The sequence below is a fragment of the Halococcus salifodinae DSM 8989 genome, from assembly GCF_000336935.1.
In the GTDB taxonomy this organism is placed as follows: domain Archaea; phylum Halobacteriota; class Halobacteria; order Halobacteriales; family Halococcaceae; genus Halococcus; species Halococcus salifodinae.
The window spans coordinates 18184-44974 of the sequence record NZ_AOME01000022.1 but is presented as its reverse complement, the minus strand read 5'-3'; the positions used below and the strand labels follow the sequence as shown (position 1 = coordinate 44974).

At 57.3% G+C, this 26791-nt stretch carries 23 protein-coding genes and 1 pseudogene; 12 read left to right on the top strand and 12 right to left on the bottom strand.

Going from position 1 to position 26791, the window contains the following annotated elements:
• The 6 genes and pseudogenes from C450_RS04680 to C450_RS04650 all read right to left on the bottom strand — a co-directional run.
• The coding region (locus C450_RS04680) for a thiamine pyrophosphate-dependent dehydrogenase E1 component subunit alpha (protein ID WP_005040690.1) at window positions 1-809 on the bottom strand (809 nt) is incomplete at its 3' end.
• Between the two features lie 70 nt (window positions 810-879).
• Window positions 880-2328, bottom strand: a complete 1449-nt coding sequence (locus C450_RS04675) for a 2-oxo acid dehydrogenase subunit E2 (protein WP_005040688.1) — start codon at window positions 2326-2328, stop codon at window positions 880-882.
• A 201-nt stretch (window positions 2329-2529) separates the two neighbouring features.
• A complete protein-coding gene (locus C450_RS04670; protein ID WP_005040686.1) occupies window positions 2530-3318 on the bottom strand; it encodes an IclR family transcriptional regulator in 789 nt (262 codons plus the stop codon).
• Between the two features lie 676 nt (window positions 3319-3994).
• Window positions 3995-4807, bottom strand: coding sequence for a transposase (locus tag C450_RS04665; protein ID WP_080510259.1), 813 nt, complete (start codon window positions 4805-4807; stop codon window positions 3995-3997).
• A 964-nt stretch (window positions 4808-5771) separates the two neighbouring features.
• A pseudogene (locus C450_RS04655) lies at window positions 5772-6402 on the bottom strand (IS6 family transposase).
• 165 nt (window positions 6403-6567) lie between these two features.
• The gene (locus C450_RS04650) at window positions 6568-7809 is read right to left on the bottom strand and encodes a tyrosine-type recombinase/integrase (protein ID WP_005040675.1); all 1242 of its coding nucleotides are present in this window, start codon (window positions 7807-7809) and stop codon (window positions 6568-6570) included.
• A gap of 303 nt (window positions 7810-8112) precedes the next feature.
• On the opposite strand from C450_RS04650, the gene C450_RS04645 reads away from it, so the two are divergent.
• The 5 genes from C450_RS04645 (at window position 8113) to C450_RS04625 (ending at window position 12846) form a co-directional block, all read left to right on the top strand.
• Window positions 8113-8700 (top strand): DUF7342 family protein, encoded by a 588-nt coding sequence (locus C450_RS04645; protein ID WP_005040673.1) that lies wholly within the window; start codon window positions 8113-8115, stop codon window positions 8698-8700.
• A gap of 10 nt (window positions 8701-8710) precedes the next feature.
• Window positions 8711-9154 carry a hypothetical protein gene (locus C450_RS22540; protein WP_193788297.1) on the top strand — a complete coding sequence of 148 codons (444 nt, stop codon included), beginning with the start codon at window positions 8711-8713 and terminating at the stop codon, window positions 9152-9154.
• Window positions 9155-9365: 211 nt separating this feature from the next.
• Window positions 9366-9650 carry a hypothetical protein gene (locus tag C450_RS04635; protein WP_005040668.1) on the top strand — a complete coding sequence of 95 codons (285 nt, stop codon included), beginning with the start codon at window positions 9366-9368 and terminating at the stop codon, window positions 9648-9650.
• Window positions 9651-9715: 65 nt separating this feature from the next.
• Window positions 9716-10465, top strand: a complete 750-nt coding sequence (locus C450_RS04630) for a helix-turn-helix domain-containing protein (RefSeq protein WP_005040665.1) — start codon at window positions 9716-9718, stop codon at window positions 10463-10465.
• Window positions 10466-10530: 65 nt separating this feature from the next.
• Window positions 10531-12846 carry a heavy metal translocating P-type ATPase gene (locus tag C450_RS04625; RefSeq protein ID WP_193790500.1) on the top strand — a complete coding sequence of 772 codons (2316 nt, stop codon included), beginning with the start codon at window positions 10531-10533 and terminating at the stop codon, window positions 12844-12846.
• A gap of 29 nt (window positions 12847-12875) precedes the next feature.
• Here C450_RS04625 and C450_RS04620 read toward each other — a convergent pair whose 3' ends face one another.
• Window positions 12876-13082: a hypothetical protein gene (locus tag C450_RS04620; protein ID WP_049909842.1), complete on the bottom strand. Its 207-nt coding sequence runs from the start codon at window positions 13080-13082 to the stop codon at window positions 12876-12878.
• A gap of 127 nt (window positions 13083-13209) precedes the next feature.
• Here C450_RS04620 and C450_RS04615 point away from each other — a divergent pair, with 127 nt between their 5' ends.
• Window positions 13210-14010 (top strand): IS5/IS1182 family transposase, encoded by an 801-nt coding sequence (locus C450_RS04615; RefSeq protein ID WP_005040659.1) that lies wholly within the window; start codon window positions 13210-13212, stop codon window positions 14008-14010.
• A gap of 21 nt (window positions 14011-14031) precedes the next feature.
• Here the strand turns inward: C450_RS04615 and C450_RS22840 are convergent, their stop codons facing one another.
• Window positions 14032-14316, bottom strand: a complete 285-nt coding sequence (locus C450_RS22840) for a hypothetical protein (protein ID WP_241430252.1) — start codon at window positions 14314-14316, stop codon at window positions 14032-14034.
• Between the two features lie 359 nt (window positions 14317-14675).
• Window positions 14676-14876 (bottom strand): hypothetical protein, encoded by a 201-nt coding sequence (locus C450_RS21440; protein ID WP_152424399.1) that lies wholly within the window; start codon window positions 14874-14876, stop codon window positions 14676-14678.
• Window positions 14877-14991: 115 nt separating this feature from the next.
• On the opposite strand from C450_RS21440, the gene C450_RS04605 reads away from it, so the two are divergent.
• Together C450_RS04605 and C450_RS04600 are read left to right on the top strand one after the other, a co-directional pair.
• On the top strand, window positions 14992-16278 hold the full coding sequence (locus tag C450_RS04605) for an inorganic phosphate transporter (protein WP_005040656.1): 1287 nt from the start codon (window positions 14992-14994) through the stop codon (window positions 16276-16278).
• A 77-nt stretch (window positions 16279-16355) separates the two neighbouring features.
• Window positions 16356-16823, top strand: a complete 468-nt coding sequence (locus C450_RS04600) for a universal stress protein (protein ID WP_005040654.1) — start codon at window positions 16356-16358, stop codon at window positions 16821-16823.
• A gap of 31 nt (window positions 16824-16854) precedes the next feature.
• Here the strand turns inward: C450_RS04600 and C450_RS23655 are convergent, their stop codons facing one another.
• Window positions 16855-17058, bottom strand: coding sequence for a DUF7501 family protein (locus tag C450_RS23655; RefSeq protein WP_080510258.1), 204 nt, complete (start codon window positions 17056-17058; stop codon window positions 16855-16857).
• A gap of 376 nt (window positions 17059-17434) precedes the next feature.
• Here C450_RS23655 and C450_RS04595 point away from each other — a divergent pair, with 376 nt between their 5' ends.
• A complete protein-coding gene (locus tag C450_RS04595) occupies window positions 17435-19486 on the top strand; it encodes a heavy metal translocating P-type ATPase (protein ID WP_005040652.1) in 2052 nt (683 codons plus the stop codon).
• A gap of 138 nt (window positions 19487-19624) precedes the next feature.
• Here C450_RS04595 and C450_RS20605 read toward each other — a convergent pair whose 3' ends face one another.
• Window positions 19625-20671 (bottom strand): hypothetical protein, encoded by a 1047-nt coding sequence (locus C450_RS20605; protein WP_080510260.1) that lies wholly within the window; start codon window positions 20669-20671, stop codon window positions 19625-19627.
• Between the two features lie 677 nt (window positions 20672-21348).
• Here C450_RS20605 and C450_RS04580 point away from each other — a divergent pair.
• Window positions 21349-23790: a nitric-oxide reductase large subunit gene (locus C450_RS04580; RefSeq protein ID WP_005040647.1), complete on the top strand. Its 2442-nt coding sequence runs from the start codon at window positions 21349-21351 to the stop codon at window positions 23788-23790.
• 214 nt (window positions 23791-24004) lie between these two features.
• Window positions 24005-25192 (top strand): tryptophan--tRNA ligase, encoded by a 1188-nt coding sequence (locus C450_RS04575; protein WP_005040645.1) that lies wholly within the window; start codon window positions 24005-24007, stop codon window positions 25190-25192.
• A 65-nt stretch (window positions 25193-25257) separates the two neighbouring features.
• Here C450_RS04575 and C450_RS04570 read toward each other — a convergent pair whose 3' ends face one another.
• Window positions 25258-25710: a pyridoxamine 5'-phosphate oxidase family protein gene (locus C450_RS04570; protein WP_005040643.1), complete on the bottom strand. Its 453-nt coding sequence runs from the start codon at window positions 25708-25710 to the stop codon at window positions 25258-25260.
• 156 nt (window positions 25711-25866) lie between these two features.
• Between C450_RS04570 and C450_RS04565 the strand changes: the two genes are divergently transcribed.
• Window positions 25867-26730 carry a succinate dehydrogenase/fumarate reductase iron-sulfur subunit gene (locus tag C450_RS04565; protein WP_005040640.1) on the top strand — a complete coding sequence of 288 codons (864 nt, stop codon included), beginning with the start codon at window positions 25867-25869 and terminating at the stop codon, window positions 26728-26730.
• Window positions 26731-26791: the final 61 nt, after the last annotated feature.

Below are 26791 nucleotides of genomic sequence, written 5' to 3'. Positions count from 1 at the left end.
ATCGGGTCGCGGTGTTCCTGCCACTCCGCTATCTCCTCACTCGTCCGGTAGGGTTGCTGGTCTCCCTCGAAGTGGCCCCGGTACCGGTAGGTCTTCGCCTCGATGAGTGTCGGACCCTCCTCGAGAGCGCGCTCGCGTGCCTCTGCCGTTACCTCGTGGACCGCTTCGACGCTCTGTCCATCGACAATCTCACCCGGGATGCCGTAGCTCGCGGCCATGTCTGCAAGGTCCTCGATGTTGTGCTGTTCGTCGAACCGCATCCCCTCCGAGTAGAGGTTGTTCTCGACGACGAACACGACCGGTAGTCCCCAGGTGGCGGCGAAATTGAAGGCTTCGTGGACCTGCCCCGCGGCGGTTGCGCCGTCGCCGACGAAGGCGACGGAGACCCAGTCGGCGTCCTCGTACTGTGCGGTAATTCCGGCACCGACTGCCAGCGGTGCGCTCGCGCCGACTATCGGTTGCGCGCCAAGCATCCCCTCGTCGAGGGAGGCGACGTGCATTGACCCGCCCTTGCCCTCGCAGTAGCCGGTCTCCTTGGCGTACAGTTCGGCTAGCGCCCGGTTTGGGTCGAGTCCCTTCGCGATACTGTGCCCGTGGGCGCGGTGCGTGCTCGTGATATAGTCGTCGTCGGTCAGCGTCCCACACACGCCGACTGCGACCGCCTCTTGGCCCTGCGAGAGGTGTACGAATCCCGGAATCTCCCCGTCAGCGAATCGGTCCTGGACGGTGTCTTCGAACTCCCTGGCGAGGAGCATCCGGCGGAGTGCCTCCGCTTTACCGTCGGCTGTAGTAAAGTCGATCTCTGTCATCGATATTCGGTTATCCACGTTCGCACATAGTTGTTTTGATCAATGAGGATACGGTTTTCAGGAGAATCCGTCAGACAAGGTCCGTGGCGTCCTCCAAGCAGTCGGCAAGCGTCCCGAGGAACCTGGCAGCGTCGGCCCCGTCGACGACCCGGTGGTCGAACGAGAGGCTGAACCCGATGGTCTGCCGGAACTCAATGCCGGTTTCCGTCCGGTGGGGGTCCTCGCGTATTGCGTTGACGCCGAGGATAGCGACTTCCGGTGGGTTGATGATAGGAGTGAAAGAGTCGACACCGAACGCACCGAGGTTCGAGACCGTGAACGTCCCGCCCTGGAGGTCCTCTGGGCGCTGTCGTCCGCTCCGAACACGTTCGGTCAACGACCCTCGTTCGAAGGCGATCTCGGCGATCGACTTCGACCCGATGTCGCGCACGACAGGCGTCACCAGGCCGGAGTCGATGTCGACGGCGACTCCGACGTTGTGCTCCTCGAAGATTCGATGGGCGTCGTCCTCGAACGTCGCGTTGAACGCCGGATACTCGGCAAGAGTGTGGCTGACGGCCTTCAACAGCACGTCGGTGATCGAGATCACGTCGTCGCTCTCGGCTCCCGCCAGGAGCAACGCCTCGGCGTCGACCCGCCTGTCGACGGTGACGTGAGGGGCGTCCCAGCTCTGGCTCAATCGCTGCGCTATCGTCGACCGCATCCCACCAAGAGCCCGTTCCTCGACGACCGTCCGCTCACCCTCCCCCGGACGAGTCGAGTCGTCCCCCCCACCGGTAGCCGTCGGCGTACCCGTCGCAGTGACCGGCTCTGCCGACTCGACATCGGCCGCCTGAACCGAACTGTGCGGGTCGGTTCCTGCCACCTCCGCCAGGTCAACTCCCAGTTCCGATGCCCGTTTTCGTGCACGAGGGGTTACCAGTTCTGGCGTCGCCGAAGCCGGTTCGACCGTCCCCATTGTTGCGTTCGTGGCTGGACCCTCGCCGAGTGTCGCGGCGACATCATCCTCCGTCACGGCTCCTTTTGGACCGGAACCGGTGATTCCCGACAGTGAGCGGCCGGCTTCAGAAGCTTGGCGACGAGCCTTCGGTGTCGCCCGGCCTTCCTCGTCAATGTGTCCCGCGGTCGAGCGCTCGGTGGTGGGCGACTGTCCGAATCCCTCCGCGGTTGACTGCTCCGCACCGTCGGCGGTCGTAGTGGCGGCGTTATCAGGTTCGGCGTCGGTCTCGATGTCGCCACCTTCTGCCTCGATTTCCGCCAGTAGGTCCTCGATCGACGCCTCGGCACCGGCTACGACTCCCATCGCGGTCCCGGGAGGGATCTCGACTCCGGCCTCCAGGACCTTGCTGCGGAGAACACCGCTCTCCCGGGCAGCGACCTCTGCGGTGGTCTTCTCGGACTCGATCTCGGCGAGCACGTCGTCTTCCTCGACGGCGTCCCCCTTGTCGACGTGCCAGTCAAGCAGAATCCCGGTCTGCATCTCTACGCCCATCTTGGGCATCCGGACGATGTACGCCATCTACGCGTAGCGTCGGTACTCCCGTACAAAAAACCTGTGTTGAGGGACCACACGACCCGTTATGGGCGATACGCATGGTCGCGGACATGGCGTCTTCGGTCGGCGTATCCCAGTCATTCGCCCATCTCCATGCGACTATACGTACAGCCAGGACCGTGGTCGGAGGCGGTCAAATGGTGGGACGGGGGTGTTCGTCCCTCGTCAGTTCACGTCCGGCTCCTCCTGGAGTGCTCGTTCGATCTCCGCTTCGAGTTCGTCGACGACCTCCAGCATCACGTCGACGAATTCCGTGTGGAGGCGCTTCTCGTCTATCCTGTATTCGGGCCCGCCGACTCCAAACGCACCGAAGACGCGCCCGTCCGGGTACGTGACAGCCGCACCGACCGAACGGAGCCCCTCAACCAGTTCGCCGTCGATGGTCGAGTACCCCTGCTTCCGAACTCGCTCGATCTCCTCGTGGAGCTTCCCCTGATCCGTGATGGTCTTCTGCGTCGTCGCCGCGAGCTCGATCCGATCAAGCATCGCTTCGAAACGAGAGTAGGAGCGTTCCGCCAGTACGGCTTTCCCGCTGACCGTATTGTGAAGGCCAAAGTGCTGGCCAACGGTGAAGATGGGGTCTTTCGGGTTGTTCTGCTTGCAGTACAGCGCGATCATTCGGTCGCCCTCCGGCACGAGGAAGTTCGCCCCTTCGTCGAGTCGGTCGGACAGTTCCACGACCTTCGACTCTGCGAGCGGGTAGAGGTCGTTTCTCGTTTTGGCGTGCTCGCCGAGGTTAGCTAGTCGGAGTCCGAGCAGGTACTCCTCTTCCTCGCGGACGATCAGGCTGTTTCGCTCCAGCGTCGACAGGTACCCGTGGACGGTACTTTTGGCCATCCCGAACTCGTCGACGAGTTCGGCCATCGTCGTGCCGTTCCGACCTTTGACAAATTCAAGGATGTCTATCGCCGTCGTGACGGTCGTGAGCTCCCGGCTGGAAAACGAGGCGGTCATATACGATAGTTCGTGGCGGCTACTATAAACGTTTGGAATATGTGAACTGATGACGCGCCGCAACGAACCGTCGGCCACCGCAGAACTTCTTCAAGAAATATAATGGATATACCAAATCTGATTCGAAGATACGTCGATTCGTTCGTCCGACGATTCGTGACGATCGATTCGAACGGAAGAACAACTCCAGAACCTCTGTTTTTCGTCGAGACGCAGCGAATGAGGGAAGCAGTATCCGTGTAAATTTGTGGCACATCCTCAAATACCATGGAGAAGGGGAACTAGCCCGAACAATGGTCGACGTATAGGTGAGTATACATAGCGTTTACCTTCATTTATAGTGTTTTGCCGTGCAGCCCCTAGATCGAGACAAGTCCATAGTACCATCTCGCATGCGAGCACAAGTCGGTGTTCTCGGTCAGAATATTTTACAATAAGAGATAGTGTTCGCAATATTCGAACCGAGACCGACTGCCGGCGAATTAACTCCGGATGGCGGTCGGAACCCCGATCATCGGCGATTATTTCTTTTGTATTGATACTGTTCTATAAGCGTTTCCACAACAGATTGCACGCCTGTACCCGTATTTGAATATATCGTACGATACTCTCGGACGGGGCATCTCGTGTTATTCAGCGAGTACAGATCAACTTCTACTCAGACCCTGTTCGGTAATTACCACGGCTTCGCTTTCCTGAGGTTGGCGGTCGGATCATCGAGACGGTTCGCTAGCGCGGTGAGGAGGCGGTCGATCAGCACCAAGCCAACGTGTGTTTCTACGCGTTGGCGACCTTGCACCCGGAAAGCGAGGCGACGATCGTCCTCTTTGGACGTGCTGAAAAAGCGTTCGACGGCGATTCTGCCGTCGAACGCGTCCTGAAGTTTGCCACGGTCGAGTTGGACACCACTCTCTTCTGTGATATCCTCGATCCGGAACACGATATCGAGCGGATCAGCCGTATTCCGCGGATTGTACGTGCAGACCGGCAGGATCTGCCGGTCTACACACCGGTCGTGAAACTCCAGTGTATCGAACGCCGAATCGCCAAGAACCATCGTGACGTCCGTGTTCTCGACGAGACGCTCGAAGCATTCGAGCGTCGCAGTTTCCGGATGCTGTTTGCGCTGGACAACGACTGCGCCAGCGGGAAGATCGCTGGCGCAGTCGACCGCGACGAGCAATCCGTAGCCGTAGACCCACTCCTCGGACGCTGATTCCCACATCCACACACCATCAGGATCGGTTTGTGAGCATGGGAGATGCGTCGAATCGAATGCGAAGCGATCGCCATAGAGGCCGACCGAATCGAGCAACTGCACGATTCGGTCGAAGACGCGTTGGATGTAGGGTTGGAGCCTGTTCCAGCACTCCCAGATAGTGCTGAGAACGGGCGTCTCATCGTCGAAANATTCGGTCGAAGACGCGTTGGATGTAGGGTTGGAGCCTGTTCCAGCACTCCCAGATAGTGCTGAGAACGGGCGTCTCATCGTCGAAATCGCAGATGAGACGCCCGATCATCGAATCGAAGCACTCCTCGAGTTCGCGGAACTGGAACTTGACTTCGGCCGTACAGAGCAGCAGCCCGCGGAGCATCTGTGATCGGTCGTACTTCGGATTGCGGCCAGGACCGTTGTCCATCCACTCGTCGAGGAAATCGAGGTCAAGCGCCGCGATGACGCGGCGCTTTGCCGACCGCAGCACCTTTGCAACCGGCGTGTCATCCAACACATCGGCCGGCGTGGCGGTTTGAGAGGACACACTTAAACTGCTACTGCCGGCCACTTTTGCCGTCTCATTCGTTCGTAGAATCAGCAGACGGCGACCCGATCACGAACCGCGATCAATTACCGAACAGGGTCTCTACTCATCCTGTCGCACCTCCTCGTATTCTCGGCGACTTGAGGCGGTGAACGCATCCTGCAGGGCGTGGAAGCAAACCGACGCGGAACCGAATAACAAGCATGTCTCTATTATCCGCACGTCCAATATCGCTGTCGCCTCGGTGATCAGTCAAACCGATACCGACGACTGGTGGAGGGAGGGGTCGGACGAGACGGACCCCCAACGACGACTATCCAGATTCGGTCGGAAACATTAGAATAACAGTAGTACACTTGTTACTCAGATTTGCACGTAGACGAATAGGTGACGTGACCTCGCACCTATACAAAGACCCTTCAAGTTCCTCCATGAGACCGTCTACGCCCTTATCAGCGGTTTTCAGCGTCCATGGCAACAGATTCTGCACCGACTCTTTCAACGAGTGTTTGAGATCGTTACACAGCGACGTCGTTTGTGACAGCGCGGTTCCCAGAGCGCTATCGGCAACACTCAACCGGAAAATTCTGTAGGCCAACATCAGCAGATACGATGCGATTGACACCTACGGTCCGCTCGACCTCGCAATCCTCGAAGCCCGGATCCTGTTTGTTGTCTCTGAAACGGTAATGTTTAGATAAGTAGATTCTGTACGAAGGCGAATGATCGCAACCACTCGCCGTCAGTTTCTGCCTTGGTATGACTAAAACAATACGAAAACGAGAAGATACGCCGTTTTATCAACAATATATGTTCGACGGTGTTGCGATTTCCGTGTCACTCGTCGCGGAAATCGAGGCTGTGTCGGCGGCAGGCTTCGTGTAACGGTGCCGCACCGTCGACGAGGAACGTGGCACCCTTGACGTGGTATCTCTCACGGAGTTCGGCGGAGAAGCTATGAGCGAGAGCGTTGTTTCTAGTGGTCTCAAGCTTTTCTGGAATTATTCGTTGGGTTTGGGAGCGACGGCAACGTACAGCCAGTAGCGCTCGTTATCGAGTCGGATCACCGTCTCGTCGACCGCGACGTGATCCGGCGTCCGCCCGGACTCGGGCTGTAGCTTTGCCTTGTGTACCCAGTTATGGATCATGGACCGTGTACGAGTGATTCCCGATACTCCAAGAATTAATACAGTATTTGAAATAGAAAGATTGATAAAATACAACTGATACTTAGGCTTATAAACAGTTATAGCGTTGCTTCTCGCTCCACAAAATCCAAGTCGATCTCGTACAAACAATCGTCGAGTCCGGTGGATTTTAGCATGAAGCACTGAAATCTCACTGCGCCTCGCTTTTCAGCTGTATCTGAACGTCGTTCGCTCACGGCGGTTTCTGGGCTTGCGATCGGGATAGTGCGTCTGCTAACTAAGTCCGACAATGAATAGACGCTCTCAGGAACATCACTGATCGAGGCTACCAGAAGAGTCTCTTACTCTCGTTTGTTGCCGGATCCGCCTGACTGATCCGCTTCTTGGAACGCGTTGGTCATCTGGTCGGCGAGCTCGCCGGCTTCGATATGCGAGTAGTGCTCGCGAACGACCTCTTCAGAGTTGTCGAGAGCTCGGGCGGCAGCCGCGTGTCCGGACGTTCGCACGAGAACTTCACCGGCACCGCGTCGAGCGCCGTGGGGCATCAGATAGTCGTGGACGTCACCGAGTTCGATACCTGCCTCATCACACAGCCCCTTGAGGACGTGTCGCCCGGCACCGGTCGTCATCGACGGAGGCGTGACATCGAATTCGATGCAGACTTCGATCTGCGAGCGGTCCGCGCGCAGCTCTTCGATCTCGGTTTCAGTGTATCCGCGGGCGGTCAGCCCATCGGTCAGACACTCCGAGAGCGTCGGGCGATGGAACGAGGGGAACACCGGCCAGTTCTCGCTCGGCGCGTCGAGGATCTTCTGGGACATNTCGGTCAGACACTCCGAGAGCGTCGGGCGATGGAACGAGGGGAACACCGGCCAGTTCTCGCTCGGCGCGTCGAGGATCTTCTGGGACATTTGTAGTGGATGGAGTACTGGCTGGGGAAGCCCCCGATCGTCGAGACGCTGCTTTTTCGCGAACACGGTCGCATAGCGGTCTTCGAGGTCGACATCCTCCCAGTAGAGCCCCTGACGTCTCTCATCACCCCGATCGCGAAGAACCTCCGCACCCCGCACGCCGGAATACGACAAAAGGTACACCAGCGCGCGGTCGCGGCAGGCCTTGATTGCTGCCTCTCGAGCCTCACCGATCTCATCGATTGCAGTGTGGGTCTGCTCGTCGACGAAGCTGGTGAGCTGTTGGCGATCCTCGGCAGACCACGCTTGCTGGTCGCCGCTCTTGTGACCGCCGTCGTCGGGAATCGGCTCGGTCGCGTTGCGGCGCTGGGCGACGTTCTCAGGGAGATGACCTTCGCGAACTCCCCAGCTACAGAACGCCGAGATGTACGCGTAGTAGGTGCGGACTGTGCCCGCGGTCCAGCCCTGGCGGGCGAGGTGGCGCGCGTACTCGCGGAGGTGGCCCGACTCCAGTCCATCGAATGTCGTCACGACGTCCTCGTGATCAGCGAGGAAGTCGACAAACCGACCGAGCTCTCGACTAGCGTCTTGGCGGTAGTTCCCGCTCTCGCCGCGCTGGCCCTTGCCCTTGTCCGTTAGGAAGTCCTCAATGACGGCGTCGATCCGGACCACGCTACGAACCTCCGTGGCGTTCGTTCGATCGATCGTCGTTCTCGGGGCGAGTAACCCGGGTTCTGGGTTGTCGCATCTGGTGTGCTGTGGCAGAGGGCGGGGTTGCTTGTAAAAGTACTCGTCCTTATTGGACTAAGCACGAGTAAACAGCAAAATCGCTAATTCCGCCGATTACAGCCACTTCAGGTCTACAGAAGTGTATATCCGGTGCTGTAAACTGCATGGCGATATAGATTTTTCGCGGCGGATGAGAATATATACACAAACCGCTGGATATATGTTCCAGCAGGTTGTAGACAGGATATGTCTGAAAAGTCCGATTCTGGAACAGCTCAGCATTCGGATGAGCAGGAGCAACCGACTGCTCCTTCCGAGAGTTCCGAACGCGCCGACCGCAGCACCCGTTCATCGCGAACCCGCGGCGAACGCGTCCGAGCGGCTGCTTGGACGCTTCGGGAGCCTCGTACCGCCTCGTGGATCGCCGAAGAGACGGAGGTCTCAGTTAAGACCGCCCAGAAATACCTCAACCAACTCGTCGAGGACAACGTACTTCTGCGAGTCGAGCAAGGCGAACAGACGCTCTACGCTCTCGATCAACTCATGGCATCCTACCGCGAAGTGGCCACCCTTCAGCGCGAGCACACCCGGGAGGAACTCACTACCGCGCTCGAATCGATGCGCGACCGCATCACCGACTGGAAGGCAACCTACGACGTTGACCAACCGGGCGAACTCCGGTCGAGTCTCGCCACTCTCGATGACGAGCAGGAGAGGGAATCCCGCCGTGAGGCTGCCAGCGAGTGGGAGCAACTCGAAACCCGCCTCCCACTCGTGCAAACGGCCCTCCGCGAGTACGACTGGGCGACCGAACGCGAAACCATCACCGCCTGAGATCCGTTTGATGGGTCTTCCAGGCACAACCGATCCGAGTGTTTACCGTGGATTGAGGGGAGTACTCGACCGTCAGCCGGAGATTACGGCCGTCCAGTATGAACCCGATAGCATCATCAAAGCGTGGCTACGGGCGACCATTGATCCAGATCGAGTACATCCGCCGACTGGACCCGAGGCTCCAGAACTCCGAGTCGAGTGGCGCTTCCACGGTGATGCAGTCTATTATCAGATTCATTATTACGACCCGAATACGGGCTTCAACTGCGGATGGCACCGCGATGATGACCACCCTGATCTCGGGCCGGTTCATTTCCAGTACGAGAATTCAACGACGGGCGAGCACGATCACGTGCGTGTGCAGTTCTCCAAGACCGTCCCGACAGAGATCCTCTGGGAAGCCGGAAATCGATTGTTTGAGGAAAAGCTTCCAACGCTCATTGGTGAGGATTGATGATCCCGATACAGAACCGACAGTCGAAACGCGGACGTAGGCGACGATTTGCATGGCGTGCTCGGACGTCCTAATCGTACCGCGATTCAGCATATCAAGAACGGTGGTTTTCGCATCGCTATGGAAAACTGCTGTTTTCTACACTGCCGGTGCGAGGAATCCATTACGTGATTTCTGCCACTTAACTCCTAGGAGCGATAACCAGACGAATATGCCGGATCAACTGGACGACGATGTGCGTGTCTGGCTGGTTGAACGCACCTACTCTGACGACGAGCAGAATTTGATCATCCTCACTTACGCGACCACTAACGGTGAACAATACTACCGGAAGGAGCGGGCACTCACCTCCTTCACCGACGTGCGCGACACCACCGCGGCCGCCGATGCTGAATCGGATAATCTCGGCACTGTCGATGATCCCGACCTCCAAGAGCGGTACGCCGCCGAGGCACAGCGGATGCAGGAAACGCACGACCCCGACGATGTGATCTGACCCGACCAGCCGAATCTAACAGGCTGAAACCACCTGTTATGGCACTGTAGTACCTATTGCAACCTATGCGCGAACTCGTCTTTGCCCTCGAATACGAACCCGGGTGCAATCGGGTGGCTGATACTCTCGCTAACCATCCAGATGCTTCGGTTCGCTCGCTCTCCCTGCACGCTACTGATGACCGACTCTGGCGCGTTGACCATGCTACGGGGACGCCCGATGCTCTCGCTGCCATCGAAGACGCCTTTCTCAACAGCGACTATTACGCGGACTGTCTCGCGACCGAGGACTGTAACGCGACTCAGACCACACAGGTTCTTGACCATACCACTGAGACGCTCGTTCTCTACTCGTACTGGGAGCGTACCCCTCTCTGTGCCTCTATCCCTCACATTGCCCGCGATCATCTCGGTGACGGGCTACTGTTCGATACACGCCACGAGAGCCGCCACTACACGTGGCGCATCATCCATTCCGGCGAGGGCAATGTGAGCGAATTCTTCGATGAGCTTGAAACGACAGTCGGCGATTGCGCCCAGATGGAGATGCTTCGAACGGCGGTCGCCTCACCATCCACAAACGGCACCTCCAACAGCAACACTGAATTGGCACCCGAACAGCAGGCAGCGGTTCAAGCCGCTGTTGAACATGGTTACTACGAATCTCCCAGAGAAATCGATGTCGGTGAGCTAGCTGAGCATCTCAATATACCACGGTCGACGCTCACCTACCGACTCAGGCGAGCAGAAGAACACTTGGCGAAGCAGTACATTACCCGTGAGCAGTTACCAGACGAACCATCGCCGCCGCTTTGATGCGAAGTCCGGATTTGGAATATTCCAACTAAGGCTTATCGAGCTGTCCACCCTATCTTACGACGATGACTGAAGGTCTGGACGCAGCGGGGCAGGCGAGCAACTCGGGGCAGGGACGGCAATTATCTGTCCGTCTTGCTGTCCCAGAGATGGACTGCCCCTCCTGTGCACAGAAAGTCGACAAGAGTCTCCAGCGCGTCAACGGAATCACTGAGACGACACTCCAACCGACTACCGGCACAGCCACGGTAACCTATGATCCAGACCGTACTGCCGAAGCTGACGTGGTTGCAGCTATCGAGGGAGCGGGTTACGAGGTTACTGGCGATGAAGCTGATTCTAATGGGACATCAGGTAGTGAAATGGACATTGCGCCGCCGTCGGAGATCTGGACGAGTCCTCGCGCGATCAAAACATGGATTGGCGCAGCCTTCGTCGTCCTCGGCCTTCTCTTTGAGTTCGTTCTTGCCGGACAGAATCCGGAGGTAGCGTCCCTTCTCGGCTACCCACTGACGCTTGCGGATGGGCTGTTTCTCGTCGCAATTGCTGTCAGCGGCTATCCCGTCGTTCGTGGTGGGTATTACTCCGCGCGGAATCTGAGTCTCGACATCGACCTTCTGATGGGAACGGCGATCATCGCAGCCACAGGCATCGGCTATTTCGTCGAAGCCGCGACGCTTGCCGTCCTGTTCAGTATCGCAGAACTCCTCGAAGATTACGCGATGGACAGGGCACGGAACTCGCTACGTGAATTGATGGAGCTCTCGCCGGACGAGGCCACGGTCCGTCGGGATGGCGATGAGGTGACCGTGCCGGCTGAAGACGTAGAAGTGGGTGAGACCGTCATCGTCCGTCCCGGTGACAAGATTCCGCTCGATGGATCGGTTGTCGAAGGTGAGAGCGCAGTTGATGAATCCCCGATCACCGGCGAGAGCGTCCCCGTCGACAAGTCCCTAGGCGAGGAAGTCTACGCCGGGAGCATCAATGAGGAAGGCTATCTCGAAGTGGAAGTCACTTCGACGGCGGGTGATTCAACGCTCTCGCAGATCATCGAGATGGTGCAGGGCGCTCAGGAGAAGAAAACCGAACAGGAGCAGTTCGTCGACCGATTCTCTGGCTACTACACACCCGCAGTCGTCGTGCTGGCGATCCTCACGGCAGCGGTGCCGCCACTCGCGCTTGGGTTGCCGTGGGAGACGTGGTTCATCCGCGGGCTTACCTTGCTCGTCATCGCGTGTCCGTGCGCGTTCGTTATCTCGACACCTGTCTCGGTCGTTTCCGGAATCACGAGCGCTGCGAAAAACGGCGTACTGATCAAAGGCGGCAACCACCTCGAAACGATGGGTGAGGTCGACGTCGTCGCGATGGACAAAACCGGGACTCTCACCAAGGGCGAACTGACGGTCACCGACATCGTTCCGCTCGGAGAGCACAGCGAGACGGATGTCCTTCGATATGGCGCAGGGTTGGAACAGCGTAGTGAACATCCGATTGCTGAGGCGATTCTCACTCGCACGGACGAGGCTACCGTGACCGATCTCCCTTCCCCGTCTGATTTCGAAAGTTTGACTGGAAAGGGCATTCGAGCCGAAATCGACGGCGAGACATACTATGCAGGCAAGCCAGCGCTGTTCGAGGAACTCGGCTTCGATCTCTCACAAACTCGTGGTGTGACCGACGGAGGGACTGTCTCAGACGGTGTTTCTCGAAACCCTTCGCCAGAGCAGGAAGAATTCACCGGGAGCGTATTCACCGAGCTTCAACAAGACGGACGAACAGTCGTCCTCGTTGGAACGGAAGCCGAGTTGGTCGGTGGGATCGCAATCGCTGATGAAGTACGTTCGACCTCGCAGCGTGCAGTCGAGCGTCTCCATGACCGTGGTGTCGGCCACGTGGTGATGTTGACTGGCGACAACGAGGGGACAGCGCGGGCTATCGCCGAGCAGGTCGGTGTCGACGAGTACCGTGCAGAACTGCTGCCGGACGAAAAGGTGGATGCCATCGAGGAGTTGCAGGCCGAGCACGGAGATGTCGCAATGGTCGGCGACGGAATCAATGACGCACCTGCACTCGCCACCGCTGACATCGGCATTGCGATGGGCGCAGCAGGGACGGATACGGCGCTTGAAACCGCGGATATCGCACTGATGGGCGATGACATCGGGAAACTGCCATACCTATACAGACTGTCGCACACGGCAAATGGAGTGATCCGGCAGAATATCTGGGGGAGTCTCGGTGTGAAGGCGTTACTCGCTGTCGGCGTCCCGCTGGGATACGTGAGTGTTGCGCTCGCGGTCGTGGTGGGTGATATGGGAATGAGTCTGGGTGTGACAGGTAACGCGATGCGCCTCTCGCGACTGAGCGGCCCCGAGGACTGAGAGGGTTGACGACCCGGAGGAAACGAGTGTTACTCGGGCGACCACTCGCAGGCGTCGCCGTAGGTCAGTTCGTTCTCGGTGATATACGCCGATAGGCACGCGTAGTTACAGAAGTAGAGAGGTGAGCCACAATCGGCGGTGCAGTCGCGTACACAGATGGGATCGTGGTCGAAGATACGCGAACCACAGTATGCACACGTCTCGTCTGTATCGGGAATCTCGACGGTTGTGGCCATGTTTCGTGGTTCTTCACGACCAACCGAAAGCATTCCGACCGTCTACTGATATGCTCTATTGAAAATGGACGACGGTGACGGGATTACTCCGTAATGAGTTTGAGGAAACGAGGTCGAGAAGTCGATCATGGGAGTCGCGCTTCTCGACCTCGTTGAGACAGCACTGCGTGTAGCCAAACAAGCCTTGGGGAAGCGAGCGGGCAAGCCCGACTCGGGCGGGCTTGCCCGCGAGGCTCACATCGTCGCACACTGTATTCGCAAGGAAGAGGGCTANTTGAGCCTCATGCCGGAGATATGTGACCGGCTCGGCCTTCATCCGGATGCGTTGCCTGACCCTACCGCATTCTACCACTCACTCGATCGGTACGCGATGTACGTCTGGCGGGCGTTGCTGCGCATCTCAGCGCAGCAACACCCGCAGTCTGGACACGCCGCGTTGGACAGTACGTTCTTCGAGCGGAAGCAAGCCTCTCAGTACTACCTCCAGCGATGTGGGCGACGCGTCAAGACGATCAAAGCGACGACGTTGACCGATACGGAGTCGCTTGCGGTGCTGGACGTCCACTGTTGTATCGAGCGCGAACACGATACGAAGGCTGGCCCGCGGATCGTCCGCCGGAACGCGGACGACCTGCGGTCCGTGGCTGCTGACAACGGCTTCCAGGACTGGCACACCGAATACGAAATCGCCGCACTGGACGTTGAGTACCTCGTTCAGCATCAAGGATCGAAACCGATGGCTACAGCGAATAACGCTCTCATCCGAGCGAAGGGCTACACCCAGCGGTGGATGTCTGAAACCTCCTATTCGACGGTCAAGCGAACGCAGGACTCCGCCCTGCGTTCGCGGTTCTGGTATCGCCAGTTTCGTGAGATCGTTCTCCTGTTCGCGCTCAACAACATCAAGAAACTCGCCAAGACGCTATGATCGTACTCCCGTACCGCATTTTCAATAGAGCACTTCGCGGTATTCCTCAGTGAACCGCTCATGCCACGCAGTGTACAGCGTCGACTGATCGGGACAGAACTCGACGCCGAGCGCGTCGAGCAGCGACGGCTCGGCGTCGAGATACTGACAGAGTGCCGTTTCGTGCTCCCAGCCGTGATAGAGACGGATGAGATGGAGCCGCGAGATGACGCCGAAATCGATCGTATTGGTGTGCCAGGAGGCGTATGGATCAGCGATCGGCGTTCCGCCGATCGTGATCGGAAACCATGCGAGAAACGTTTCCACGTCAGTGTGATCGGAGTGACCAAACCAGTACGATGCGAGGTGGAACCCTCGCCAGGACACGGGTTCTTGCTCAAGATCGCTATCCGTGAATCCCCAGCATCTGCGGGCGTAGTCGTCTGATTGATCGCGCAACGGTTCGAACGCTTCGCCGCGTGTGGTGGCTGTGTGGGCCATCGGCGAACCCGATGGCCCACTGATCACTCAGACCAACGCATAGGAACTGACGTTCACCACCGACTCGACCAGTACGGTTCCGCCCGAAATCCTACGCATTGGGACTGTCATCTTGGACTACTCGGAGTTTGTGCCGGTAACGATTAGAGAACTCCGTGCACTCGGTGTACGAGGCTCACAATCAGTTAGATATCTTCTTCACGGCGGCGTATAATGAGCTCTCGAACACGTGCTACGTGATCAACGTCTGATCGAAAGTGCGCAGTGAGGATGGCTTCCACGATCTCGGAGCCTCTCGCTCCGAGATCGGCACATTCATCGACCAGTTCTTCAAGTTCGTCTACAAGTTCTTCCGCAACAGCCACGCCGAATTTCTCTCGTCCCATGATTGATCTCTCTAAGATAGCTGTGCACCCGGTGCACGGTTATCTTAACGCCTCAGTTGTGGATCTCAGGATCCGAGTTTATGAGTGACGACTTATCGGGATGAGCGTAGCCGTAATGGTCACAGCATTACTCGTAATCGGGTTGGCCGTCGCAGTATTCGTCGGCTACAACATCGGCGGGTCCTCGACGGGCGTCGCGTTCGGACCGGCTGTCGGAAGCCGTATCACCGGCAAGACCGCCGCTGCCGTGCTGTTTACTGGCTTCGCACTGCTTGGCGGCTGGACCGTTGGGCGGGAAGTCGTCGAGACGATGGGCAGCGAGATCGTTCCTGCCGATGAGTTCACGCTCGCCGCCAGCGTCGTCGTCCTCTTCTTCACGGGCTTCTCGTTACTCATCTCGAATCTTTTCGGCGTTCCCGCTTCGACCTCGATGACCGCGGTCGGCGCAATTGCGGGTCTCGGCGTGGCAACCGACTCGCTCAACGAAACAGTAATGTTCGGGATCGTCTCAGCGTGGATCGTCGCGCCCCTCGTCGCGTTCTGGATCGGGGTCATCTTGGGCCGATACATCTATCCCTACCTTGACGCGCGAGTCTCGTTCGGTCGTATTGAGGACGGGCTCGTCCGCTTCGATCGGTCGGGTGTCCTACCCCGGCCGGTTCTCTCCGAGAACGCGACCACCCGTGACGTTCTCGGCGCGGGGGTGGTGCTCGTGGTCGCGTGTTACAACGGCTTCAGCGCAGGTGCGTCGAACACCGTGAACGCGGTCGCACCGCTGGTGGGAAGTAACGCGATCACCGTCGAGCAAGGAGTTCTGCTGGCGGTCGGGGCGATGGCGATCGGCGCGTTCACCATCGCTCGGCGCACGCTCGATACGGTCGGTGATGGTATTACTGACCTGCCGATTCTGGCGGCGATACTCGTCTCACTCGTTGGTGCGACCATTATCACTGTACTGTCGGGCTTTGGAATTCCAGCGAGCCTCGCAGTGAGCATGACCTCTTGCATCATCGGGCTTGGCTGGGGGCGAGCGTCACGTGCGGTCACGCTGGCCGACGCCGCCGAGGCCGCCATCGAGGGTGAGGGCGGCCCGGACCTCTCGGCTGGCGCGCTCATCGCCACGAGTGCCGCTGACACTGAAGAAACGAGCGTCGGTCAAACGACCGCTCCCGGTCCGACAGTAGGCGACCTCGCTACCGGCGAGATGCCGGACGAATCCGTGGCGAGCGACGAGAGCGGGGCCGACGAAGCTGTCCCGAAGATTGGTGAGGAAAACCCGGAAGCGCTGGTATCCGAAACCCTGTTTGACCGGGCGGCCACCGGTCGCATCGTCACGCTGTGGCTCCTTACACCGACGATTTCCGCCATTGGGTCATATCTCGTCTTCGCGCTCGGGTTCTGATATTCGACAGAAACGAACGAATGCTCGCTGTGCTGGGGGAGGAAAACCGCTTTAGCATGGGACGGCTATCCGCTCCTATGAGCGAGCACTCGTTCAGTGGCGAACATTTCCTCGTCCCGATGGACGGATCGCCACAGGCCGAGCGGGCACTCGAATACGCCCTTCGGTTTCACGATACGGAGATTACCGTCCTCACCGTGATCAACCCGTTCGATACCAATCCGATTTCGCCGGGATATCAGTCTCCAACAGGTGTCCCAGGAATGCCCGGCTACTCCGAGGAGTGGTACGAAGGCGCAAGAAACGACGCTGAAGAGCTTCACGAGCAGGCACGTGAACGGGCCGTCGAGGACGACCGGACGGTGTCGAGTGACATCGTGTTCGGTCAACCCGCGCGGAAAATTGTCGAGTACGTGTCGGACCACGATATCGATCACCTCGTTATCGGCAATCACGGCCGAAGCGATTTCCCGCACGTGCTGCTTGGCAACACCGCCAAGTCAGTCGTCCGCCGTTCGCCGGTGGACGTTACCGTCATTCGTTAATCGCCCCGTCCTGCTCTCGCTATATCCTCCTTTAGCCGCTCCATTCACTGCCGATATCGTCACTAACGTTTCCTCGCCAGATTTCGAATCGCTCTCGACAGGTAGGGGCCGTTTCGATATGCTCCATGAAACCAGCGCCTCCGTCTCGTAATGCTGCGCCACAGAACGGGCAGAAGTCGGGATTATCCCATTCTGGCGAATCCGACGGTGGATGATCCTGCGAATCTGACGGCATACCATTGCCTACGGGCACCGTCGGTAAAACTCTGGTTGAGGAAGTTTTACCTGCCGATTGAGTGATGATCATGTAAGATCAGTGTAGTCAATGGAACCCATCCAGTGGGCGCGTCGAATGACCATGGTTGCGGTGGTTCTGGCTCTGTCTATTCCGTCGCCGTTGCTACGATTGAGTGGGCGCAACGTACAACACTTCACCATCCGAAACAATTCGTATGACATCTGCTGATAGATCGTCTCCGGAGGACAGCACGCAGGAGGCACACCAGAGCGATCATCCACGCATGGACGAACACCGCCGTTACGCAGGGCCTGCCACCCATGATGGAAACAACGGCTCCACCTCTCACACAAGCCGTAGCGGGGAACACAGTATGCACGAGGGTCACGACAGTGGTGGGATGCACGCTGGCCACGAACAGATGTTTCGTCGCCGGTTTTTCGTCAGTCTCGTGCTATCGATTCCAGTCTTGCTCTACAGCGAAACCCTCCAAGAGCTACTTGGGTTCTCTATGCCGGCATTCGTGGGTAGCGAGTGGCTCGGCCCTGTCTTCGCAGTAATTATCTTCATTTATGGCGGAGTGCCGTTCCTCCAGATGGCGGTTCCCGAGGTCCGTACTCGCGCGCCAGGTATGATGACTCTCATCTCACTAGCGATTACTGTCGCATTCGTCTATAGCCTCGCAACAGTCGTTGTTCTTCCAGGAATGAGCTTCTTTTGGGAATTGGTGACACTCATTGACATCATGCTGCTCGGTCATTGGATCGAAATGCGGAGCGTCCGTCGAGCTTCGAGCGCACTCACCGAACTGGCGAAATTGATGCCTGATACTGCCGAGCGGGTTACTAGTGATGGGGACATTGAAGAGGTGCCAGCCACCGCCCTCCAAGAGGGCGATGTCGTTCTTGTGCGTCCCGGTGCAAACATCCCTGCTGACGGTGTGATTGAAGAGGGAGAATCGGCAGTCAACGAGGCGATGATCACCGGTGAATCCATGCCAGTCGAGAAACGCCCCGGTGACGAGGTCATCGCTGGGGCAATCAATGACGAGGGCAGCCTCCGAGTGCGAGTAAGTGCAACCGGCGACGATACCGCGCTCGCAGGCATCATGCGTTTGATCGAGGATGCTCAATCAAGCAAATCGAACACGCAGATGCTCGCGGATAGAGCGGCGGGCTGGCTTTTCTATGTCGCACTCGCTGCTGCCGTCGTGACCGGTGTTGCGTGGACCCTCGTCCAATCATTCGACGTGGTGGTGATCGAGCGCGTTGTAACCGTGCTCGTGATCGCTTGTCCACACGCGCTTGGGTTGGCGATCCCGCTCGTCGTCGCCATCAATACCTCGCTCGCGGCCCGTAACGGAATGCTCATTCGTGATCGGATCGCCATGGAACAAGCCCGTGAACTCGATGTCGTGGTCTTCGATAAGACAGGGACGCTCACAAAAGGAGAACAGGGTGTCGTCGCTGTCGAAACTACCACAGGAACCGACGAAGATGAAGCACTCGCTCTTACAGCTGCCGTGGAAGGCGACTCTGAACATATGGTTGCTCGTGCGATCCGTGAGGCCGCTGAAGAGCGAGCTCTATCGCTGCCGGCCGTGAGCAACTTTGAGGCACTCAAGGGCCGCGGGGTACAGGCGACCGTCGATGGCGAGACGGTTCATGTCGGTGGCCCGAATCTGCTCAGACAGCTGGAAATCGACCCACCGTCCGATCTCGCCGTGTTCGCCGAGGACGCAGGTGCGAATGCCCGGTCGGTTGTCTATCTCGTCCGGGATGGCGAGGCTGTTGCAGCGATCTCGCTTGCGGACGTCATCCGCGAGGAAAGCCGCCACGCCGTCGACGCGCTCCACAATCTTGGCGTTGAGGTGGCGATGCTGACCGGCGATTCGACGGCAGTCGCCCGTTCAGTGGCCGACGAGTTGGGTATCGATACGTACTTCGCGGAAGTTCTCCCGGGAAAGAAGGATGAGAAGATGGCCGAACTTCAGTCGGAAGGCAAGCTGGTTGCGATGGTTGGTGATGGTATCAACGATGCACCCGCCCTCGCCCGTGCGGATGTGGGTATCGCCATCGGCAGCGGCACGGATGTCGCGGTTGAATCAGCCGATATCGTCCTCGTGCAGAACAACCCCGTCGACATCGTTCGGCTGATCACACTCAGCCGGAAAAGCTATCGGAAAATGCAGGAAAACATTGTCTGGGCCGCTGGGTACAATGTTTTGGCCTTGCCGCTGGCAGCAGGCGTCCTTGCGCCAATCGGTATTTTGCTCTCGCCCGCGGTCGGAGCAGTGTTGATGTCGCTCTCGACGGTGATCGTCGCGGTCAATGCCCAGTTCCTTCGGCGGGCAGACCTCAGCCTTCCCAACTTGTCGGGAACCGAGCGGACTGCACCGCCGCCAGAACCGACTTCAGCGAAGTAATCCGACTGCCATAGCGCGCGGTGGCCGATGTCCCGCCTCTGATGGAGGCGAAATCGGACAGGCAGTGCTCGATTTCTATTCACGACAGTGCTGAATATCTATTCCTTCTTGATATGAGCGATGTCCATCATGGGTATACTAACTCAGTCCAGGAGAGTCTGCCGGTGGGGATAGTGGGCTTCTTGGGAGATCACCTGTTATCTCGGATTTGTTATAGATCCTCGGCGCAATGTCATTCGGTGCCTCGGGGTAGAATAGTGAGGCGAGTTCGTGGAGGTACTTGCGGCCGACATCGAGTTCGAACTGACCGCCACCATATGGACGAATACTATTCTGTTTACAGTATTCGATTGTATCGAGAAGCGATTCGACAGAGCCGAATCGCTGCGGCTTGATATTCAGAAACTCAGGCTGGAACGGGACTGATTCAACACTTTCCACCCCGGTGATTTGAGCATCCCACGAGACACGGTCTTCGTGACCATCAAAGAGTGGCCGTGTTTCATCAGTGAACACTGGATCTTCAAGAATTGAATCCGGAAATGCATCGATGATTCGCTGGTAGAGGTCCGGATTTGCTGGCTGAGCGAGCGATGTTCTTGGAGCATTACCTTTCAGATCTAATATTTGAACACGTCCACTATCAGTAAGCTGGTTGATGAGACGGTCGGACCAGTCTGGCGTTGGATCAAGCTTGAATTCTAGATCTGGGTTGTACTGGAGGAGAGTCTCGATACGATCAAACGTCGACGGTTCGCCGAGACGAGTACTCACAACGAATCGAATCGGATTATACTCGTAGTCAAGAACGGCTGCGAGATTTGTATCAGCCTGTTTCAGGGCGAGATCGAGAGCAGCGCTCTCAAAGGCCCAGCGACGATAGTTGCGGAAGATTTCGTGAGGAGGGTTGTGCCCGTGGTGGAGATCTATAGAATCGATTACCGTAGAAAACTCGCGGTGAGTGAATTCATCTATGAGAGGGAAGTCAGGATTATTTCCAACAAGTGCGTGGTGGACATCGGTATCAGTGGCGACATCCTCACCGTATCCAGTTTCGCCATCGCCACGGAGGGTAACGACAGTGGTTGCCCGTGTGAATCCACTTGATGTATCGCTCTGTTCAATACGGAAATCGTATTCTTCGATATTCAAAGAAAGATCAGCAAGCTGTTGGTAAAGCGTCATACAAATAGTTCTAGCCACAGGCACATGTAAGTACTGGATGGGTTCTGACATATATCCACAAAACGATTATCAATTGACATTCCGATACTGTTATACAAAATCCCTCCGAAACGGGTGCATCGATGCCTATCCCATCGTTTCTCTCCAGCAAAGACAGAAACACTCCCTCAAATCGGAGCTGTACTGGCCGGAACAATCGCATAGATGCTCGTATCACCGAACTCGTTGCCAGTGGAAAAACAACCGTCGAGAGACTAGCCACTCGGGCGTGCTCAGAAAGCAAGCACGCTATCGAGCGAAAACTCGACGAGTACGACCTTCGGCTTGATGACGTAAACGAACGGATGCTCGAAGAACTCCTCAACCAGTGTGAGGTGGCTGTCGAGCAGAACCGTCCTGAATCATCCCAATCGAAGCTGTATAGCGCTCTTGCGGAAGTTCTCGGCCGATACGATCCGAACGAAGACCACCTGCTCGAACTGATTCTCGACATAGTATCCGAACACCCTGATGTAGATATCGATGCGACTGGAGAACACTACCTCGAAGCGGTACTGGACCGGTACGGATTGAATGACGCCTATCTTGGTGAACGCACGCTTGATCGAATCCGGAATCGAGAAGGGTCCGATAATGGTCTCTCTCACCATCCTCTCGGACCGACGCTCGCAGTTCTCATGCCGATTTTCGCTCAGTATGAAGCAAACAACGATGACTCTCGTGGAACGGCCTCACTATTTCTCAATGCTCTCAAAACGGCGCTTAACCAGTACGAACCGGACAGTGACGAATTCCGGAGAGTTGGTTCGATAGTATCTACCGCTATCGAGAGAACACTGGACCATTACGAGTCAGACAATACTGACCAAAACTCCGGTTCGAGGGCACTTGGTGCGCTGTTCATTGCAAACCTCGTTGCAATGGGTCTCGGAGCGTGGGTCTCTCGTCGGAATGCACCTCCGATCCCCGAGCAAATCGAAGATTCCGACGGAGAACCGCTTGTCACTGGCGAACAGATCCGAGCAGGCAAGAAAGCGTTTCAGGCAACCGGGTTGATGAATCAGGGGTCGATCCTCGGAAACGGCGCGTACTTCGGGACCGATCTCACAGCAGATGCACTAGAGTTGAAAGCGACGTGGATGCGCCACTACTACGCTCGCGAACGGGGCGCTTCGTCGTTTGAAAATCTCGATGACGACGGACAGATTTCAGTACGAGCGCGCGTCGAAACCGAACTCGACGAAGCCAGCGGTCCGACTGCTCAATACTCGCCCGCGGAGGTCGATGCCCACCGTCACATCCGTCAACAGTACGTAGACCGATACTACGAAGGCGATGCCGCCCGCGGGATTCCATCGAGATTTGTCGATACCAAGACACAGGCACGACGGATTGCGGATTTCGCGCTCTGGACGGCGTGGATCGCCCACGCGGATCGACCCGGAGCGAACCATTCGTACACCAACGACTGGCCATACGTGCCCGCGGCTGGAAATCGACCGACGTCACAGTCATTGCTCTGGAGTTCGGTGAGCGTTATCCTGCTCGTCGCGGGTGGTGGTATTGCCGTATGGGCGCACCAGACACTCGACCTCGCTGAACCTGCCACCGAGAAAATCGACGTCCCGAGGCCTGATGACCTGTCGATCACGCCTTCTCAGCGGGCCACGGCCCGATATATTCCCGTTGCCGGGATTCTGTTCTCCGTGCAAACGCTGTTGGGGGCACTCCTCGCACACTATCACGTAGAGAGAACGGGCTTTTTCGGTATCTTCGAGGCGATAGACGTTGATATCGTCTCCCTAGTACCGTTCACGGCGGCGCGAACGTGGCACCTCAACCTTGCAATACTCTGGATCACGACGCTCTGGCTCGCGGGCGGCCTCTTTTTACCCGGACTGCTGACCGATCACGAGCCACGATTCCAAGCACAGGGGATTACCGCACTACTGGGGGCGATCGTTGTCGCCACTGTCGGTGCGTTCGTCGGCGTCTGGCTCGGGATTCAGGGCGTCTTCGACCCGCTATCCGAGAGTGACCTGTGGTGGTGGATTGGGAACGAGGGGCTGGAATATCTCGAAGTGGGACGACTCTGGAAACTGTTGTTACTGGTGGGGTTCGTCGGCTGGACGGGGTTGGTCGTTCGCGGAGTGGCCCCGTTGCTTCAGCGTGAATCTCGATCCGGGATCGGCCACCTCCTCGTGTATGCGGGTGGCTCCATTGCGCTATTGTTCGGTGCAAGTATGCTCTATCGCCCGGAAACGAACATTGCTGTCACGGAGTTTTGGCGGTGGTGGGTTGTCCATATGTGGGTTGAAGGAGCGTTTGAGTTCTTCATGGTCGCGGTCGTCTCGCTTGCACTGGTTTCGATGAATCTCCTTGAAGAAGTAGACGCTGAGAGGGCGATTCGCTTCGAGGTATTTGCGATCATGGGCGCGGGAGTTATTGGCGTGTCTCACCACTACTGGTGGATCGGCTTGCCCGACCTTTGGGTGCCCATTGGAACGACGTTTTCGACGCTCGAATTCATACCGATAGTCTTCGTCCTCTACCGGGCGCTTGGGGAGTATCGCTCGTTCGCGGCACAGGGGAGAGAGTTCCCCTATTCGGTACCGTTTCTGTTCATCGTTGGAGCCACTGTGTGGAACTTCGTGGGTGCAGGCGTACTCGGGTTTTTCCTCAATCTCCCGGTGCTCAACTACTATGAGCATGGTACCTTTCTGACGCTGGCACACTCCCATGCAGCGACGTTTGGGGCATTCGGACTCCTCGCACTCGGCTTGGGCGTCTATATCCTCCGTGTCGTGACACCCGAAGCAGTCTGGAACCCGACGTGGTTCCGCCGGTCGTTCTGGTTAGCGAATGCTGGACTTGCGATCATGGTCTTTGCCTCACTCCTCCCAGTAGGATTTCTTCAGTTGAAAACCGTCTATGAGGAAGGGTTCGCTGCTGCACGAGATGTGGAGTTTTACGACCGGCCGCTTGTCCAGAAACTGTCGTGGGCACGGCTCCCTGGTGATACGCTTATCATTGCGAGCGCGATTACCTTCACCATTGCTTCGATCAGACATCTCTTTGCGGAGGGTGATAGTGTTCGCTCTCGCCCGAATCCGACGTAAGCAGCAGAATGCATAAATCCCTCAAACGACATCATTCAAGCATGGAATCCACTTCCCACGCGACTAATCACTGGTGGTGTCCGTAACAACTTCTTAGGAAGTGGACAGTATCATGGTCCGGGTTGCGTGGATCTATACCAATCAATCGGCCACGGTGCTTCCATACTTTCTTGGTTGTACCGCCTCAGAAATGATCGCTCACCCAAGAATACGTATGCCAGCACCAGACGATGAAGAACCGACCGTCACCCCCTATGCTGTGAGAGGTGATATCGACTACGAGACGCTCCTTGACCAGTTTGGAGCAGATAGACTCACCGACGAACAGATTGCGAGCTTCCCAGACCCAGTTCACCCGCTCGTGCGGCGCAAGATCTTCTACGCCGAACGCGATATGAGTCCGTTTCTCGCTGCCGCCAATGCAGGCGAGCCTCATTCTATCGTGACTGGGCGCGGACCCTCCGGACCGATGCACATCGGCCACGTCTTTCCGTTTTACTTCGCCAAACACCTCCAAGACCAGACTAACACACTCGTCTATATCCCGTTCTCCGACGACGAGAAGTATTTCCTCAAAGACAGCTCCATCGCGGAAATCAGCGATCACACCCGCGAAAACCTTCGGGATCTGCTCGCTATCGGCTTCGACCCCAAACGGACGCGCATTATCGTCGATACGGCGGATGCAGATGTGATATACCCGCTCGCTGCCGCGTTTGCGAAAGAAATCACGCAATCGACCGTCGATGCGACATATGGTGAGCCTGAGAACATCGGACTCTCGTTCTATCCCGCTGTTCAAGCCGCACACCTCCTCCTTCCCCAACTGGTTGCGGGTCGTCATCCAACGCTCGTGCCGATTGCAGTCGACCAAGACCCACACGTTCGCGTCTGCCGGGACATCGCAGCTAAACAACGATATCCTGTAGACAAGCCGGGGGCCCTGCTCTCGAAGTTCCTGCCGAGTCTACTCGGCCCGGGAAAGATGAGCTCCTCGGACAATGCACCCAGCATTCTCCTCACCGACAACCGTGAGACGGTCTTCGAGAAAATTCGCACCCATGCGTATTCCGGTGGCCAATCGAGCATCGACGCTCATCGGAAATTCGGTGGGAATCCTGAGATCGACATCTCATATCAGTTTCTGTATTACTTCTTCGAGGAGAGCGACGAGCGGATGGAACGACTTGCCCGCGAGTACCGCGACGGGTCGCTATTGAGTGGCAAACTGAAAGAAATCGCGGCAGAACAGATCACGGACTTCCTCGATGCACATCAGAAGCGGCGGGCGAAATTGGGGCCGGTCGAAGACGAACTGGCGAAATACCGGCTGACTGATCATGAACGGAGGCAGGCCCGGCGGCGAGCTGGATATCCTGATGATTCATTTGCCCAACTCTAACCGTACCGTAACCCGATGTCGTGGCCGTCTCGGGGTGGCGTACTCAATGGATGATGCTGGCGAGGCTATCCCTCGCTCTGCTGGCCGGTGACCTCCTCGATGCGGAGTTCCCAGCCCTGAATGTCCTGCATGGGTTCGGCTTCAGAGAACAGGCTCGGATACCACGCGTTGTCCTCGACCGCCGCTTCGAGTTCGCTCCACTCATCGTCGGAGATCTGGTGAAGCGGACCAGAGGCAATAACACTCGTCCAGACGTGCTTCGAGGTTACGTCGTAGACGGTGAGGCTCGCGCGCTCAGTCTGTTCAGCGAACCGTGACTTTTTGCTCTGCTCACCGACGCGGAGGAACACGAAGTAGAGACTATCCTCACTATCGTAGCCAAACGAAACCGGGACACCGTAGCCCTCTCGGCCGTCAGTGAGCGACAGTATGCCCCGCCCTTGCTCACGGAGGAATGCATCGACCATTTCGCGGTCCATTTCGATACCCTCGATCTCCGCGAATTTCTCAGGTGCCATTTGTCTTCACCTTCCGACTTCTCCGGCCACGGTGATAACCTCCACGCCCCTGTTCAGGGTCAACTATTTGCCTGTTCGTCGTGTCGCTCCGTATGTGGATCGCGGTTCCCCATTGCAGCGAAGGCGAAATCAACCCCGAATCCATCACCGATACGCATGAGTTCCCAACAAGCCACTCCGGAGACGGACTCCGACTCGGAGAGCGAGCGGTCGCCACAGCAGCGTCGGCTCGAAGCGAAGCAGGCACGAGCACGCACTGCTGAGGATGAGCAGTCGGGGCCAAAATCGACTGAAGATCGAGTCCATCTCAAGGTATTCCGATACGACCCGGACGTCGAGGAGAAACAAGAGCCACGATTCGACGATTTTCAGGTCCCTCAAGAACAAAGTATGAGCGTTCTTGATGCGCTTATCTATGCCCGTGACAACTTCGACTCCGCGCTCACGTTTCGTCACTCCTGCCGTATGGCGATCTGCGGGAGTGATGGCTTTTTCATCAATGGTCGCCAGCGATTGGGCTGTCAGACACAGATCACGGATCTCGACGAGCCGATCCGTGTCGAACCGCTGGCTCATATGCCGGTTATCAAGGACCTCGTCGTGGATATGGAGGACTTCTACGAACAGATGGAATCGGTCGAGCCGTACTTTCAGACCAATGACCTTCCCGAGGGTGAACTCGAAGAGCAACAACAATCACGCGAGAACCGCGAGAAGATCAAAAAGGCCAGTCACTGTATCCAATGTGGCTGCTGTACATCGTCGTGCAACATCGTACAGGGTGATGACCAGTACCTCGGTCCCGCTGCAATCGTGAACGGATATCGATTCTATATGGACGAGCGCGAGGGAGAAGAGTTACGGGAACACCGCCTTGAGATTCTTGAACAAGCGCATGGTGTGTGGGGTTGTCAGACTCAGTTCTCGTGTACGACCGTCTGTCCACGAGATATCCCAATCACTGAAGAAATCCAGGAAATGAAACGCGAAAGCATAAAGAATGATATTAAATTCTGGTGAATGGTGACTAATAGATTTGCACAAAATTGACCACAGTGGTCTGAATTCTTCTGTAACGTCC

What these genes read in the sequence shown, in the direction of transcription:
- C450_RS04675 (WP_005040688.1), bottom strand. Translation starts at nt 2,328, where the DNA reads ATGGCGTACATCGTCCGGATGCCCAAGATGGGCGTAGAGATGCAGACC.
- C450_RS04670 (WP_005040686.1), bottom strand. Translation starts at nt 3,318, where the DNA reads ATGACCGCCTCGTTTTCCAGCCGGGAGCTCACGACCGTCACGACGGCG.
- C450_RS04645 (WP_005040673.1), top strand. Translation starts at nt 8,113, where the DNA reads ATGTCTGAAAAGTCCGATTCTGGAACAGCTCAGCATTCGGATGAGCAG.
- C450_RS22540 (WP_193788297.1), top strand. Translation starts at nt 8,711, where the DNA reads ATGGGTCTTCCAGGCACAACCGATCCGAGTGTTTACCGTGGATTGAGG.
- C450_RS04635 (WP_005040668.1), top strand. Translation starts at nt 9,366, where the DNA reads ATGCCGGATCAACTGGACGACGATGTGCGTGTCTGGCTGGTTGAACGC.
- C450_RS04630 (WP_005040665.1), top strand. Translation starts at nt 9,716, where the DNA reads ATGCGCGAACTCGTCTTTGCCCTCGAATACGAACCCGGGTGCAATCGG.
- C450_RS04625 (WP_193790500.1), top strand. Translation starts at nt 10,531, where the DNA reads ATGACTGAAGGTCTGGACGCAGCGGGGCAGGCGAGCAACTCGGGGCAG.
- C450_RS04620 (WP_049909842.1), bottom strand. Translation starts at nt 13,082, where the DNA reads ATGGCCACAACCGTCGAGATTCCCGATACAGACGAGACGTGTGCATAC.
- C450_RS21440 (WP_152424399.1), bottom strand. Translation starts at nt 14,876, where the DNA reads ATGGGACGAGAGAAATTCGGCGTGGCTGTTGCGGAAGAACTTGTAGAC.
- C450_RS04605 (WP_005040656.1), top strand. Translation starts at nt 14,992, where the DNA reads ATGGTCACAGCATTACTCGTAATCGGGTTGGCCGTCGCAGTATTCGTC.
- C450_RS04600 (WP_005040654.1), top strand. Translation starts at nt 16,356, where the DNA reads ATGAGCGAGCACTCGTTCAGTGGCGAACATTTCCTCGTCCCGATGGAC.
- C450_RS23655 (WP_080510258.1), bottom strand. Translation starts at nt 17,058, where the DNA reads ATGCCGTCAGATTCGCAGGATCATCCACCGTCGGATTCGCCAGAATGG.
- C450_RS04595 (WP_005040652.1), top strand. Translation starts at nt 17,435, where the DNA reads ATGCACGAGGGTCACGACAGTGGTGGGATGCACGCTGGCCACGAACAG.
- C450_RS20605 (WP_080510260.1), bottom strand. Translation starts at nt 20,671, where the DNA reads ATGACGCTTTACCAACAGCTTGCTGATCTTTCTTTGAATATCGAAGAA.
- C450_RS04580 (WP_005040647.1), top strand. Translation starts at nt 21,349, where the DNA reads ATGCCGATTTTCGCTCAGTATGAAGCAAACAACGATGACTCTCGTGGA.
- C450_RS04575 (WP_005040645.1), top strand. Translation starts at nt 24,005, where the DNA reads ATGCCAGCACCAGACGATGAAGAACCGACCGTCACCCCCTATGCTGTG.
- C450_RS04570 (WP_005040643.1), bottom strand. Translation starts at nt 25,710, where the DNA reads ATGGCACCTGAGAAATTCGCGGAGATCGAGGGTATCGAAATGGACCGC.
- C450_RS04565 (WP_005040640.1), top strand. Translation starts at nt 25,867, where the DNA reads ATGAGTTCCCAACAAGCCACTCCGGAGACGGACTCCGACTCGGAGAGC.